The organism is Sediminibacter sp. Hel_I_10 (assembly GCF_000688335.1).
Lineage (GTDB): Bacteria > Bacteroidota > Bacteroidia > Flavobacteriales > Flavobacteriaceae > Psychroserpens.
In genome coordinates this window covers 2,288,454-2,302,982 of record NZ_JHZX01000001.1, presented here as the reverse complement: position 1 = coordinate 2,302,982, position 14,529 = coordinate 2,288,454, and the positions used below count along the sequence as shown (strand labels likewise).

The following is a 14,529-nucleotide window of genomic DNA, read 5'->3' as shown; positions in this document are numbered from 1 at the left end:
TTGAAGTTTGAAACGCAACATTGAAATTAAAATATGGCAAAGGAAGAATTAGAATGTTCATTTTGTGGTAGGAAAAAGCCAGAAACCAATTTATTGATTGCAGGCTTAGATGCGCATATTTGTGATCGTTGCATCGAGCAGGCACACGGTATTGTTTTAGAGGAATCTAAACAAAGTGATAATGCCGATCTGTCTTCAGAATTGGTGTTGAGAAAACCTCAGCAAATCAAAGGGTTTCTTGACGAATATATTATTGGTCAAGAATATACTAAAAAAGTGATGTCTGTAGCAGTATATAATCATTACAAACGTTTATTACAGCCAGCATCTGATGATGATATCGAAATACAAAAAAGTAATATCATCATGGTAGGGCAAACCGGTACCGGTAAAACCCTTATGGCTAAAACGGTCGCTAGAATGCTTAACGTTCCTTTAGCAATAGTGGATGCTACGGTATTGACCGAAGCGGGTTATGTTGGTGAAGATGTTGAAAGTATTTTGACCCGATTATTGCAAGCTGCCGATTATAATCTTGAAAAAGCTGAAAAAGGCATCGTATTTATAGATGAGATTGATAAAATTGCCCGTAAGAGTGACAATCCATCCATTACACGTGACGTTTCTGGAGAAGGCGTACAGCAAGCTTTATTAAAGCTGTTGGAAGGTACTACAGTAAACGTACCGCCAAAAGGAGGCCGTAAACATCCAGATCAAAAATTTATTGAAGTCAATACAGAACACATCTTGTTTATTGCAGGTGGTGCTTTTGATGGTATTGATAGAAAAATATCCAAACGCCTTAATCTTTCTGCTATAGGTTATAAGGCCGCTCACGATAATGATGCTGTAGACCTAGATAATTTATTGCAATACATTATTCCGAAGGATTTAAAAGATTTTGGATTAATACCAGAAATCATTGGTCGTCTCCCTGTACTAACTTACATGGATCCTTTAGACGCCAAAACCTTGAGAGCTATTTTAACAGAGCCTAAAAACGCCATTATCAAACAATACAGAAAACTGTTTGAAATGGATGATGTTGAATTCTCTATAACAGATGGAGCATTGGATTATATAGTTACCAAAGCTATTGAGTATAAATTAGGCGCAAGAGGATTACGATCGCTCTGTGAAGATATTTTGACCGATGCTATGTATGATCTCCCTAGTGGTGATGAGAAAAAACTTAATGTCACTAAATCTTATGCAGAAGATAAGTTGACCAAAACAACGTTGAAGAAGTTGAAGGCGGTCTCCTAACTAAGAGTACTAAGTATTTAAAAAAGCAAAACCACTCTTTTACAGAGTGGTTTTTTTTAGCTGGATTAAGAACTAATATTGCTATTAATTGGTCGCAGACCAAGTAAAAAATGAGGGAGGATTAGTCTGCTACTTGATATCTATACTGCTAATATAGATGCATTCTTTAATAAAAAAAACGCATTTTAACAGTTTTGGACAAAAGATCACAAATACTCGTTATCAGGTATGTGAATAATACATTCGTCGGGAAAAAGAGTAAAAAACTATTTCAGAAAATTATAGAACCTGCGCAGTATTTAACACCAATAGCTCATCAAGATATTCCCTGCTATTAGAAAGTCTAGGAATCTTATGTTGACCTCCAACTCTATCATGCTGTTTTAACCAATCGTAAAACAATCCTGATCTTGCAGCATGCACTTTCGGCAATACAAGCGTCATATCATTTAAGCGTTTCGCCTCATAATCAGAGTTGATGGATTGCAGTGTCTGATCCAAAAGCGCATTAAATGCTTCCAAGTCTTTAGGCTCGGTCTTAAACTCAATAAGCCATTCATGAGATCCTTTCGTTTTTCCTTTCATAAAAATGGGAGCAGCCGTGTAATCTACAATTTCGGCATTAGTAATGGCACACACTTTTCTAAGGGCATCCTCAGCATTTTCAATGATGAGTTCTTCGCCAAAGGCATTAATGTGATGTTTTGTGCGTCCAGAAACCTTAATACGATATGGGTTAATCGAGGTAAATCTTACGGTATCGCCAATTTTATAGCGCCAAAGCCCTGCATTGGTGGTAATGATGACAGCATAGTTAGTATCTAAAGCCACCTCACTCAGTGGGATTACTTTTTGATTTGAAGTCCCATAAGCATCCATACTAATAAATTCATAGAAAATCCCATAGTCCAACATAAGCAATAACTCACTGCTATTGTTTCGATCTTGAATAGCGAAAAATCCTTCCGAAGCGTTATAAATCTCGTAATACCTAAAATTATTCCGAGGTAAAATAGCTTCGTATTGATCTTGATAAGGCACAAAGCTCACACCACCATGAAAGTAAACTTCTAGATTTGGCCAAATATCAAACAAGCTGTCTTTACCCGTAGCATCTAAAACGTTATTCAAAAGCACGAGCATCCAAGAAGGAACGCCGGCAAGGCTTGTGACATTTTCATATCTCGTCTCCTCAACAATTGCCTGCATCTTTTCTTCCCAATTGTTCATTAAGGAAACACGACTGCTTGGCGTACTACTAAACTCTGCCCAAAAGGGCATATTATCAATAAGAATCGCAGATAAATCTCCAAATGCGGTGCCATTCTCCTTATACAGCTCCTTGCTACCACCTAAACGCAGACTCTTTCCTGTAAACAGTTGAGAATCTTCATTATTGCTTAAATACATGCACAGCAAATCTTTACTTGCCGCATAATGACAATCTTCTAGAGACTCTGAACTTACGGGTATAAACTTACTCTTGGCGTTGGTGGTGCCACTGGATTTGGCAAACCACTTGATAGGATGTGGCCAAAAGATATTGTTTTCGCCTCTCCTAGAACGCTCAATAACATTCTGGTAATCTTCATAACTGGAAACAGGAACACGTTGAGAAAACTCACGATAACTAGAAATGGAACTGAACTCGTATTGCTTGCCAATTTCAGTATCTTTTGCTTTTGATAGCAGGTGAAACAGCAACTCGTTTTGTACTTCATTCGGGTATTTTAAAAATAAATCGATTTGGTGAAACCGCTTTTTCAAAAACCATGAAGCAATTGAATTGACTAATGGAATCGGCATTATTTTGGTATCTTTAACTTTTAAGTTCAATAAAAATAACACTTTTTTCCCTATGTACTATCAAGGCGTTTTAAGAAAGATGCAAACGGAGTTCGCAGAGCCCATTCAATATTTTTTAATATTGGAAAATGACTTCCTGAACCTTAACCAAATATTGGGCAAAACGCTGTCTTTAGAGTTCATTAAACATCAATGTCTCAATTGTGGATTAAACAAACCCATCTACAGACAAGGCTTTTGCAAAAGCTGTTTTTTTGATATTCCTCAAGCTGCAGATTGGATTATGAGACCAGAATTAAGCACGGCACACCTGGATCAAGAAGATCGAGATTTGGAGTATGAAAAAAAGGTGCAGCTACAACCCCATGTGGTCTATTTAGCCAATTCCAGTAACGTTAAGGTTGGTGTGACGAGAAAGACACAAGTTCCTACCAGATGGATTGACCAAGGTGCACACGAAGCTATTGAAATTGTTGAAGTCCCAAACCGCTATCTTGCGGGGATTACTGAAGTTGCTCTTAAAGATCACGTTGCAGACAAAACCAATTGGCGCAAAATGCTCAAAAATGATATTGAGGATGAAAATTTAGTAGAGTGGCGGGAAAAATTAAAGCAGTTCATCCCTGATGAAGCACTTGATTATTTTATCGCTTCCAATACCGAAACCAATATTCTTTTTCCTGTGAATCATTATCCGGAAAAACCCAAAAGCTTAAATCTTGAAAAAGAAACATCTTTTAAAGGAAGGTTAGTTGGCATAAAGGGACAATACCTCATCTTTGAAGATGATACTGTATTTAACATTAGAGGCAATGAAGGCTTGGTTGTAAAAATTACAATAGACTAAACCCCAACATCAACACATAAAAAAAGCACATCCTTTAGATGTGCTTTTTACATATATTAAAACAAGAACTCGTTATATATCCTCTTGATCTCTCAAGTTTTGGATATATCCAGCTTTCTGAATTTCGCGTCTGCGTTTTACAGATGGCTTAGTGAAAAACTGGTTTTCACGAATGTTCTGCATCGTCTTTACATTTCTATGTTTTCTCTTATAGCGTTTTAAAGCACGTTCTATACTTTCGCCATCTTTTACTAAAATTTTAATCATGATACTTCTAATGGTTATAGATTTAGGTCTATCCTAAATAGGTTTTTAATATTTTACTTTTAGACTCTTGGCGTAAACGCTTGATGCCTTTTTCTCTAATTTGTCTTACTCGTTCCCGCGTTAAATCAAAGGTTAAACCAATTTCATCCAAGGTCATTGGTGGCTCATTACTTAAACCAAAATTTAAACGAATAACATCGCTTTCTTTTTGTGATAGCGTATCTAGCGCTCTATTGATTTCCACATTTAAGGACTCCAACATTAATTCTCTATCTGGGTTTGGTGATTCACCAGATTTTACAACATCATATAAACTTGACGTTTCTCCTTCCTTTAATGGTGCATCCATAGATAAATGGCGCCCAGAATTTTTTAAGGATTGTTTCACTTCGGAAACCGTCATATCCAACTCCTTTGCAATTTCTTGCGGACTTGGCGGGCGTTCATGAGCTTGTTCTAAATAAGAAAACGCTTTGTTAATCTTATTAATGCTACCAATTTTGTTCAAAGGTAATCTAACTATACGAGATTGCTCAGCTAAAGCTTGTAAAATTGCTTGTCTAATCCACCAAACGGCGTAAGATATAAATTTAAAACCACGTGTTTCATCAAAACGCTTGGCTGCTTTTACTAAACCTGCATTACCCTCATTAATTAAATCTGGAAGTGTTAATCCCTGATTTTGATATTGTTTGGCTACAGATACCACAAAACGTAAGTTGGCCGTAGTAAGCTTATCTAAAGCCTGCTGGTCTCCTTCTCTAATGCGCTGTGCTAACTCTACCTCCTCTTCGGCGGTAATCATTGGGAGTTTGCTAATGTCTTGTAGATACTTATCTAGTGATTTGGATTCACGGTTGGTAACTTGCTTTGTAATCTTTAACTGCCTCATATATTCTATCTTGTTTTAAAATGTTTGCAAGAGTATAATGTAACTTTTATTTTGACAAAAGCAAATAAAAGCCCATTCATTTACAAAAATCAGCTAAAAAGAACGAACTTTTAGGCTTTTATTAACGTTTACCCTTGTTTTTAGTTCTTTTTAGTGGTATCTGCTTGCTTCTTACGGTTCTTTAAAAGATTACCCAAAACATTCTTAACATCTTCTTTTACGGGATCTGTTTTAGTGGTAAGCGTATCGGTTTTTACGGTTGTAGAATCTGTTGTTGTTTTAGGATCTTGTGGAGAATTTGGGGTAGTGGTCTTACCGCCCAAAAACCCTCCTAACAGGTCTTTTATCTTATCGGTTCCTTGACCAATAAGTTTTTGCTTCTCTATTTCAATCAATTGTTTAGTCAAACTAGTGACACCACTAGTTAAATCTGTTTTTACTTGAGGACTTGTATATGTACCTGTGATATTTGCCGTTACAGGTATGGTGATATTATTCACCTCGCTATCATTTATCTTTCCTATTAATCGGTTGACCTCACCGCCTAAATACTTCGCTGGCACTTCAAAAACGGCATTGTAAGATAGTGTTTTATCAAAGCCATGTGAGCCAGAGACTACCATATCAATATCTTTATAGTTAATAGTAAACGGTTTCACGTTCACTTGTCCATTCGCGAATTCAAGGTTGGCCTTTAAATCGTCTAAATTTAATTGACTGAAATCAATGAAATTTAAGGCACCATCTAGTTTACTCAATAATGAGCCTTCCTCCTGATTTATGTTTGTTGTTAGTAATTCAGCCATAGCCGTTCCAGAGATAGAACTTAAGTTTGGTGACATTTCGTTATTAAGACTTCCTTGAAGACTTATAATGGTATTTAGTTTTCCTTGAAGCACTTTAGCAATTGGCGCCAAGTTTTGAAGCAAATCCATTTGCTGAAAAGATTGTGCGATATCAAACCCATCAGCACCCAAATCTAAATTAAATACAGGCGTATCTGTCTTTGTTGACACTTTACCCGTAAGCGCTAAGACACCGTTAAAAATATTAGAGGTCAAGTTCTGCAAATTTGCCTCTTGATCTTTTATGGCTAAGGTACCTGTAACATTCTTAAGGGTAAGATTATCATAGACCACCGTTTTTGCGTTGGCGTTGATCGTACAATCCAAAAAGTCTGGAATTTTAAACGCTTCTGCACTTTTGGCACTTGTGTTCTGCTCCTGCTCCGTTGTATTTGCTGCAGATGTAGAGGCTTCTGATGCTGCCATAAAATCGGCCAACACAAAATTGTTGGAGTCGACCTTAAAGTTTCCTTGAAGCTTTTTATCACTTAGCATAAAACCGAGCAAATTATTAATGGTACCCGTCGCTTTAAAATCACTACTACCCGTTTTGGCGTCAAAGCTATTTAGGGTGACGGTAGAGGGATTAAAATTCATATCTGCCTTACTAATTTGCAAGGGACTGGCTAAGGCTTCCGAAGAAAACAAAAAATCACTCAAGTTCATGGTCCCACTAGCCTTAATACGGTCATAAGCATTGGTGTCTATCGCATCCATATCAAATGCCATACTCAGTTTAGCTTTGAGTATGCCGCTTAGCTCTTTTTCCAAATCAATAGGATAAGCCTTAGAGAGATTGGCAAGATTAAGCGTCCCATCAACATCGGCGCTTACCAACATATTCTTAGTCAAATTTTTAATGGTTGCCGAAGATTTGAACACATCTTGATCAATCATAAAATCCAATGTTTTGATCTCAACAAAGGTATCATCAACATTGCCAGTTGTATTCTTTATAGCAGTATCAATCGTTATATTATTTACACTTTTAGGTAAATCGGGATATTTGAACGAGGCATTATTAGACTTGATACTAATATCCAATGTAGGTATGGTGGTCTCGGTAACCTTGCCTTTAATAATCCCATGGACTTTAAAATCACCAGAAGTTTCAACATTCTCAATGTTTTTTGAATAACTCTCAGGAATCACGGCCAAGAAATCCTTAAACGAAGATTCTGGATTCTCAAAGGTAATATCCATATCTTGACCTTCTTCTATAATCTGTACATAACCCTCAAATTGTAAGGGCAGCTTATTAATATAACCTCTATTATCCATAAAGGTATATTTTTGATTCTCTAAATCAAGACCAATCAAGGCATCTAAAGTTACCTTATTATTGTCTAAATACTGCGTGCTATCAATAGTCATACTCACGTTAGCCCTCGATTTCGTGTCCAATTGTGACGTTTCTGCAGAGAACGTTCCTTTCCCAGAATGGTTGAGCTCTGTAACGTACATTTGCATGTGAGACACCTCGTCTATATAGGTGAGCGCGCTATTATTAATAGCATATTTTTCAATATCAAAAGAGAAACTGCCACTGGCATCTGTAGAGGTTGAAGACGTTTGCGCTGTGGTTTCTTTGGTGATGTCCCAGTTACTGTTTCCAAAAGAATCGGTCATCAAGGTCAATAATGCTTCGTCAATTTCTATGGAGTTTACTATAATTGGCTCCTCATTTGCATTTTTAAAGAGTTCTTTAATAGACATAGTGAAAGCGATATTTTTAGCACTCATAAAAGTTTCTCCTTTAAAAGGCTCAAAATTGGTGATCACCAAATCATCAACATTAACATGTGCCTGCGGAAAACTGCGAATAAAACTCAAATTCACATCGCTAAACTCCACATTGGCATTCAAGTTTTGATTAATGACTTTTTTAACCAAGTCTTTAATTTGACCTTGAAACGCAAATGGTACAATCACTAAAAGTAAAAAGATAACGACAATGGTTATCCCTAATATTTTGAATACTTTTTTCATCTAAAATTAATTTACAATTTCTAAAAATTCCTGTTTTGGCTATAACACGTATCTCTTCGGAAATGTTCTGGTTTGTTAAATAGTTACGTAAAGGATATATTTTTAGCTGATTTAAAACAAAAGTTTAATAAAACTTTAACCGATGGTCAAGCCGTTGCATTTCAGACTATATAAGCTCTATTTCCTCATTGGTTCTTAAATGAAAACGCTTCTTGAAAATAAACACGCCCAAATACAAAAACGGCGTATCTAAAAGAGCAATAATCACTTTAAACAAAAAACCGCTTATCAAAAGTCCCTTGAAATTTTCCCAGGGAATAATCCCAAAAGAACACAACAACAAGAGAATGGTAAAGGTATCTACAAATTGTGAAAACCACGTTGAAAAATTGTTTCTGAGCCACAATTTTTTGCCATTGGTCACACGTTTCCAGAAGTGATAAATCTGAATGTCTACAAATTGAGCAAACAAATAGGTAATCATACTAGCAAAAACAGCAATTGCCGAGTTGCCAAATACCGTCGTAAACATGGCATCATCAACATAAGACCATGACGTTGCCGGGGCATGGTTGGCCACAAGTATGATCAACAGTGAAAACAATGAGGCAAATATCCCAGCAATAACCACTTGATTGGCTCGTTTCTTCCCGTAAATCTCACTAATTAAATCTGTAATGAGAAACGTAATGGGATAAGGCAAAACACCTACAGAAATCTCAAACAGTTTGGTTCCGAAAATTTCAATATCAAATGGATACCAATAAAAAAACTTCTGAAAAATCAAATTAGACACCACTAATGAAGTGATAAACAGCGCAGCCAGAAAAAGATAGATCTTTTGAGCGGCGAGTTTGTCTTTAAGGGTCATAAATGTGAATAAATAGTTATGCTAAAGATAAGGGAAAGTGGTATTCTTTTAGTTATTTTGATCCAAATTATGGAAGAAACCAACCTTGTTTATATTGCCCTTGGCAGCAATAAAGGCGACCGAATGAAATATCTTCAGGATGCCTTAAACCTAGTGTTTCAAAATGTAGGTCGTATAGCACAAATAGCAAGAGTCTATAGCACCCCAGCTATGGGATTTGCACCAGAGACCAATGCAGACGACTTTTTAAACACTTGTATTTCTGTTGAGACCACTCACTCTGCAAATGAAGTGCTAAGCAGCCTTCAAGATATTGAGATCAAATTAGACCGCCAACCAAAAATGACAACCGGTTATGAATCTCGAACCATTGACTTAGACATCCTCTTTTACAACAATGTCGTCATAAGCACTGACACGCTTGTGATTCCTCATCCTCAATTACAAGAGCGTAAGTTTGTATTACAACCTTTAGCAGATATTGCATCGCAATTAATCCATCCTCTACGCAAATCATCAATAGGAGACCTGCTTAAACATTGTAAAGATGAAAGTGCCATAGAGCCTATAAGTATTTGGCTAAAAAACCCTAATAAAACCTATAACTTTTCAAGTTATAATTACATCGCCATAGAAGGAAATATTGGTGCCGGCAAAACAAGTTTGGCTCATAAAATAGCAAATGACTTTAATGCCAAACTCATCTTAGAGCGTTTTGCTGATAATGCCTTCTTACCTAAATTTTACGAAGAGCCCAAACGGTATGCCTTTACCCTAGAAATGTCTTTTCTAGCCGATAGATATCAACAAATAAGTGATGATTTATCTCAATTGGACTTATTTAAGGACTTTATGGTTAGTGATTATGATATTTTTAAATCCCTTATTTTCTCAAAAATCACCCTGCCCGAGGATGAATTTAAGCTGTATCGAAAGCTGTTTTACCTCATGTATAAAGATATTGCCAAACCTGACCTTTATATCTATCTCTATCAAAACACCACGCGTTTGCAAGAAAACATCAAAAAACGAGGTCGCGATTATGAACAACATATCGAGGATACCTATTTAGAAAGCATCAACGCCGGGTACTTGAATTTTTTAAAGAATCAAACTGAACTCAACGTTAAAATCATAGACATCTCAAATCGGGATTTTGTGAGCAATCGAAAAGACTATCTGTGGATTTTAGGAGAGATCAACTCCACAATAGTTTAAGGTCAATCCTTCCTTAAAGTTACTGTAACATTAGTCCCACAGTCTTCATCGTCTTGAAAATTGGATATAGACACCTCTACTTTATCTTTATACATAGCGTTTAAAATAGCCACCCGCTTCTTGATGTTGCCCATCCCTTTTGAATTCTGTTTCTGTTGGTTTGCTGTTTTTAGGGCTTTTGAGCGTTCTCTACCTATCCCGTTATCTGTAACGCTAATCATGATTTCTGAATCATTTTTCTTTTCTATGGCGATACGTAAAAAGCCTTTCTCTTTTTTGTAGCGTAAACCATGCCATACCGCATTTTCAATGTAGGGCTGCAAAAGCATAGGCGGAATTTGATACGCTCCAATAGACACACGATCATCAATTACAATGTCATAATCAAATTTATCTTTAAAACGGAAATGTTCTAACTTGGTATAGAGTTCTAACAACTCAATCTCCTTCTCAAGCGGAATAAAATCCTCCTCACTATTTTCTAAAACCGATCGCATCAATTGTGAAAAATCTGATAAATATTTATTTGCCGTCCGTTCATCATTCATCGCAATAAAGCTATTGACCGAGTTGAGCGCATTAAAAATAAAATGCGGATTCATTTGGCTTCGCAACGATTTTAAAGACAACAAATTATTGGCCAGACGTTGTTGCTTGATGTATTTGTACATAAAAAAAGCAGTGAAACAGAGCAATACCGTTGCAATAATCAAAGAGTAAATAATCAATTGTTGGTTTTTACTGCGTTCGCTAGCCAAGCTTCTAGTAAGCGCACGATCACTTTCAAGACTGGTTATGCGGTTTTGCTGTTCTTGTAGATTTCGTCTAAACCGATCTGCTTGGGATAATTCTTGCTCTCTTTTAAAATAGAGCTCATCTACAGCGACCTTATAATCTTCAAAGGCCAATTTTGCCTTTTCAAAATCTCCAGCATCGGCATATACGTCAGACAATTTTCTAGACGCATCTTTTTTAACTACCAAATCCTCTCTCGCCTCAGCCTCTTCAATACTTTTCTCTAAATAGGGTATGGCCTTATCATAATTCTTCTGAAGAAAATACGCATACCCAATCTTATAATTTTGCTTTTGCAAGGTCAGCGCACTTTCATTTTCGATAATGGAATCCTTTTCGGCATCTTTCACACCTTCAACAATTTCATTTCTTAGTCTAATTTCCTCAGAATAATTTCGGTTTGTATTTTGAAAATCGGCCACCGTTACTTTTTCCTCCAGCGCTCTTTTCTTGGTCTGTTTAGTGGCCAGACTCATAGCATTTCCGAAGAATTTTTCGGCATTATTCACGCTACCACTAGCGTTATAAACCTGGGCAATTTTTGAATTTAAATCAACCTCCTTTGGCGAGATCAAATGATCTTGAGCCACTTCTAGCCCTTTTTTATAGGCTGTAATGGCTGCCTCAAAAGCTTTAATCGCAAAATGCGTATCTCCCAAACCTTCATACAACATGACCATTTGATAGTTGCTCAACTGCGCTTTTGAAATGGCATTATACGTTTCTAAACTCTCTTGATAATTTTTATTAAGCTGATATGCTTTACCTAAACCTAGTTTGGCCTCATTGGTCGCTCTATTTTGAAGACTCAATCTATAATTGGTGACGGCCAAATCGTATTGCTTCCAGAACATATAGACTTCCGCTAAAATGGTGTAGGCTTCTGCATTTTGATTCTGGGAATTACTTTCTGAAAGAGCTTTACCAACAAAAGCAATACTTTTCTCTACGTCTTTCTTTTTATAAGCCGCTACAGAATCCATAAGCGCATTAAAAGACTGGACCTCTCTTTTATACTTTGGTTGATTGTCTAATGGATCTTCTTCTGCAGGTTCAACTTCAACCGTGATCCGCTCATCAGATGTAATGGTATAATAAACCGTTTCAAAATCCTTATGCCTAATGATCAATTGATCCCCTTTTCTGGCTTGTATGATAAAGGTTCCATCCATATTGGTTCTAGCATAAGCGCCACCATTAACCTCAATATTCACTTTTGAAATGGGATCATAGCTGTCGCTTTCCCTAATAGAGCCGCGAATGGTCAATAACGGATTCTCCTCCCGGTCATTTTGTTGCTGAGCGCTCAAATTTCCGAAGATGAAACAACAGATGATAACCGTGCAGTATTTAAATAAGTGCCTCATTCATGGATTTTAAACGGACTAAACTTACACACTTTAATCTTATAAATAAAATGTCAAATTATGAAATACGAGCTTTTTAGATCTCAAAAGAGGCGTTTACTCAACAAGAAGTCGTCCTTACTCAATTGCAAATGGTAGTCGCTCATTCTGGCTTTATTCTTAAAAAAGTACAGACTAGCTTTACCATTCACCCATAAATCCAAACTTCAATGAGAACAGTATTAATGACTATCATTTTCGCAATCACTTCGTCTTACGGTACTTTTGCGCAGCACAAAGGCAATTATGAACATATTTCGAGACAAAATGTACTACATTCTGGAAACGCCAATTTGTACAATCCTACCGTACAGCAGCAAATCAATCAAACCCTAAACCCCAGCAATACCGTATTTATTGATGTAAAGGCGCTTCAAAATGTTGAAGCTACTACTTATACCGCCATCTTTAATATTTCACAAATAGGCCATACCGCAGATAGCACCAACCTCTTAGTGAGTCAACGTATAGACAAAGTCAAAGCGAGATTAAAGACCATTGGTATCATGGCAGAGGATATCGCTATAGACGTTATTTCTTTTGTTCCCAACTATGAAATAGAAGTTCAAAAAAAGCTTTTTAGTAAAACCTATACTGAAGTTCCTAATGGCTTTGAGCTTCAACAGAATCTGCATATTCAATTTACGAAGACCAATCAATTTGAAATGATTTTAACAGCATGTGCCCAAAGTGAAATCTATAACTTGGTAAAAGTGGACTACTTTATTGATAACATTGCTGAAGTCTATAAGAATCTTCAGACCAAACTCCTCAATGTTATCGAAGATAAAAAGGCCTATTATAAGCTATTGGGGTTTGATTTGGAGCTTTACAATGTAGCCGTTGCAGATGACCAATACTGCTATTTTCCAAAAGACTTTTACCAAAGCTATCAAGCATTTAATAGCATTTCATTTGAAGCCATCAATAAAAAGAAGGGTGTTACCTCTGCCAAAAAACAAACCTCCTACTACTACCAACCGCTCTCCTATGAAAATTATGATCTGGTGATCAATCCAAGTATTCTTGAGCCCGTGGTTCAAATAGGGATGAACATCCGTTTACAGTATACACCAAAACCAAAAGAGTCAAAACCTGAGTCAATTACCAAAACTGAGATCAAACATAAATATTATGTGGTGTCTCCAAACGGAACCTTAGATATCAAACAATTAGAAACAGACCACTAATAAACCTTCTTGTAAGTGTCTTTTATTTTCTTCGGAAATGAGAATTCAAGAACAATAGTGAGGTTACAAAGAAAAAAGTCTCGACGTGAATCGAGACTTTTTTTAAATTAGAGCATTAGTTTTTAGTTAATCGCTGGACAGTTACATTCAAATTTCTCTTTTCTACAGTTAAAGTTATAACCTAAAGTAATTTGATGGAACCCACCATTATTGAATACTACTGAATTTGCCTGATAAGAATACGTATAAGCAAATACGAAGTTATTGTAATCCACACCAACAAATGGTGTGAAGTATTGTAATTTTTGGCTGCTCACACCAGAGCCATCTTGAAACTCTGCGCCATCTAAACTTCTTCTATAAGATAAACCACCCCAAATTTTACCGAAGTCCATTTCTCTATAAACTTTCATATTAACATCAAATGACGCTTCCTCAGTGGCATCTCTATACATAAACATCACAGAAGGCTCAAAGCTATAATCACTGTTATATTTACTAAAGGTATTTCCTGCAGAAAAGATATAAGTTCTTAAGTTTTGATAGCTTAATCCTTGCTCATTAAAATTAACACCATCATTGTTCAATAGATTCTTAACCGTAGCATGTGCATAGAAATTGATCAAATGATAAGAAAACCCAACGTCTACATTGAAGTTTGTAGCACTCTGCTCAATCCCATCAATTATAGGATCAAACCCATCTGCTAAAAATTCTGTTTCGTCCAATTTGTATTGAATAAATCCAGCACTTAAACCGAAGGATAACATATTTAAATCAATTTCATTTCTAGAAAACATTAAATGATGCGCATAAGTCAAATAAGCTCCTGTTTGAGAATGGTACCCATTTTTATCATTGTAAACAATCGCTCCAACTGCTGAAGGCGAGTCTCCAATTCTACTATTCACACTCAACGTTTGCAAGTTTGGTGCTTCATCTTGACCAAACCATTGGGCTCTTGCTGTTAACCGAACCTTGGCACAATTCGCCACACCTGCCATTGAGGGATGTAATAAATAATAGTTGTCTGTTAAATAATCAGAATAAATTGGTAATCCCTCTTGGGCAACTCCAATTTGTGTGAATAATGCTAGGCTTGCTATTAACCAATACGTTTTTAATTTCATGTCTCTT

Annotated in this window: 11 protein-coding genes and 1 pseudogene; 4 read left to right on the top strand and 8 right to left on the bottom strand. The window is 36.4% G+C overall.

From position 1 onward, the window contains the following. Nucleotides 1-33: 33 nt before the first annotated feature. Nucleotides 34-1,266: an ATP-dependent Clp protease ATP-binding subunit ClpX gene (gene clpX / locus P176_RS0110285; protein WP_026754631.1), complete on the top strand. Its 1,233-nt coding sequence runs from the start codon at nt 34-36 to the stop codon at nt 1,264-1,266. 279 nt (nt 1,267-1,545) lie between these two features. On the opposite strand, the gene P176_RS0110280 is transcribed toward clpX, so the two are convergent. Then, the gene (locus P176_RS0110280) at nt 1,546-3,072 is read right to left on the bottom strand and encodes a GH3 auxin-responsive promoter family protein (protein ID WP_026754630.1); all 1,527 of its coding nucleotides are present in this window, start codon (nt 3,070-3,072) and stop codon (nt 1,546-1,548) included. A gap of 52 nt (nt 3,073-3,124) precedes the next feature. Here P176_RS0110280 and P176_RS0110275 point away from each other — a divergent pair, with 52 nt between their 5' ends. Further along, nucleotides 3,125-3,919: a DUF2797 domain-containing protein gene (locus tag P176_RS0110275; RefSeq protein ID WP_026754629.1), complete on the top strand. Its 795-nt coding sequence runs from the start codon at nt 3,125-3,127 to the stop codon at nt 3,917-3,919. A gap of 72 nt (nt 3,920-3,991) precedes the next feature. Here P176_RS0110275 and rpsU read toward each other — a convergent pair whose 3' ends face one another. The 5 genes and pseudogenes from rpsU to P176_RS0110250 form a co-directional block, all read right to left on the bottom strand. Beyond that, nucleotides 3,992-4,186, bottom strand: a complete 195-nt coding sequence (gene rpsU, locus P176_RS0110270; RefSeq protein WP_026754628.1) for a 30S ribosomal protein S21 — start codon at nt 4,184-4,186, stop codon at nt 3,992-3,994. Nucleotides 4,187-4,214: 28 nt separating this feature from the next. After that, on the bottom strand, nt 4,215-5,078 hold the full coding sequence (locus tag P176_RS0110265; protein ID WP_026754627.1) for an RNA polymerase sigma factor RpoD/SigA: 864 nt from the start codon (nt 5,076-5,078) through the stop codon (nt 4,215-4,217). Between the two features lie 140 nt (nt 5,079-5,218). Continuing rightward, a complete protein-coding gene (locus P176_RS0110260) occupies nt 5,219-7,126 on the bottom strand; it encodes an AsmA-like C-terminal region-containing protein (protein WP_369793782.1) in 1,908 nt (635 codons plus the stop codon). 291 nt (nt 7,127-7,417) lie between these two features. Continuing rightward, nucleotides 7,418-7,912 (bottom strand): annotated as a pseudogene (locus P176_RS20830) (AsmA family protein); the annotation flags it as partial. Nucleotides 7,913-8,078: 166 nt separating this feature from the next. After that, nucleotides 8,079-8,783, bottom strand: coding sequence for a queuosine precursor transporter (locus P176_RS0110250; RefSeq protein ID WP_026754625.1), 705 nt, complete (start codon nt 8,781-8,783; stop codon nt 8,079-8,081). A 69-nt stretch (nt 8,784-8,852) separates the two neighbouring features. Between P176_RS0110250 and folK the strand changes: the two genes are divergently transcribed. Continuing rightward, complete coding sequence (folK, locus tag P176_RS0110245; protein ID WP_026754624.1) at nt 8,853-10,001, top strand: 2-amino-4-hydroxy-6-hydroxymethyldihydropteridine diphosphokinase; 1,149 nt, start codon at nt 8,853-8,855, stop codon at nt 9,999-10,001. 2 nt (nt 10,002-10,003) lie between these two features. Here folK and P176_RS0110240 read toward each other — a convergent pair whose 3' ends face one another. After that, nucleotides 10,004-12,163, bottom strand: coding sequence for a histidine kinase (locus P176_RS0110240; protein WP_026754623.1), 2,160 nt, complete (start codon nt 12,161-12,163; stop codon nt 10,004-10,006). 209 nt (nt 12,164-12,372) lie between these two features. On the opposite strand from P176_RS0110240, the gene P176_RS0110235 reads away from it, so the two are divergent. Continuing rightward, entirely contained in the window at nt 12,373-13,392 is a 1,020-nt protein-coding gene (locus P176_RS0110235; protein ID WP_026754622.1) for an SIMPL domain-containing protein, read from the top strand. A 122-nt stretch (nt 13,393-13,514) separates the two neighbouring features. Here the strand turns inward: P176_RS0110235 and P176_RS0110230 are convergent, their stop codons facing one another. Further along, nucleotides 13,515-14,522 carry a type IX secretion system membrane protein PorP/SprF gene (locus P176_RS0110230; RefSeq protein ID WP_026754621.1) on the bottom strand — a complete coding sequence of 336 codons (1,008 nt, stop codon included), beginning with the start codon at nt 14,520-14,522 and terminating at the stop codon, nt 13,515-13,517. Between the last annotated feature and the right edge of the window lie 7 nt (nt 14,523-14,529).

Bases quoted from the DNA above. Each gene is read 5' to 3' on its own strand.
- clpX (WP_026754631.1), top strand. From the start codon at position 34: ATGGCAAAGGAAGAATTAGAATGTTCATTTTGTGGTAGGAAAAAGCCA.
- P176_RS0110280 (WP_026754630.1), bottom strand. From the start codon at position 3,072: ATGCCGATTCCATTAGTCAATTCAATTGCTTCATGGTTTTTGAAAAAG.
- P176_RS0110275 (WP_026754629.1), top strand. From the start codon at position 3,125: ATGTACTATCAAGGCGTTTTAAGAAAGATGCAAACGGAGTTCGCAGAG.
- rpsU (WP_026754628.1), bottom strand. From the start codon at position 4,186: ATGATTAAAATTTTAGTAAAAGATGGCGAAAGTATAGAACGTGCTTTA.
- P176_RS0110265 (WP_026754627.1), bottom strand. From the start codon at position 5,078: ATGAGGCAGTTAAAGATTACAAAGCAAGTTACCAACCGTGAATCCAAA.
- P176_RS0110260 (WP_369793782.1), bottom strand. From the start codon at position 7,126: ATGGATATTACCTTTGAGAATCCAGAATCTTCGTTTAAGGATTTCTTG.
- P176_RS0110250 (WP_026754625.1), bottom strand. From the start codon at position 8,783: ATGACCCTTAAAGACAAACTCGCCGCTCAAAAGATCTATCTTTTTCTG.
- folK (WP_026754624.1), top strand. From the start codon at position 8,853: ATGGAAGAAACCAACCTTGTTTATATTGCCCTTGGCAGCAATAAAGGC.
- P176_RS0110240 (WP_026754623.1), bottom strand. From the start codon at position 12,163: ATGAGGCACTTATTTAAATACTGCACGGTTATCATCTGTTGTTTCATC.
- P176_RS0110235 (WP_026754622.1), top strand. From the start codon at position 12,373: ATGAGAACAGTATTAATGACTATCATTTTCGCAATCACTTCGTCTTAC.
- P176_RS0110230 (WP_026754621.1), bottom strand. From the start codon at position 14,522: ATGAAATTAAAAACGTATTGGTTAATAGCAAGCCTAGCATTATTCACA.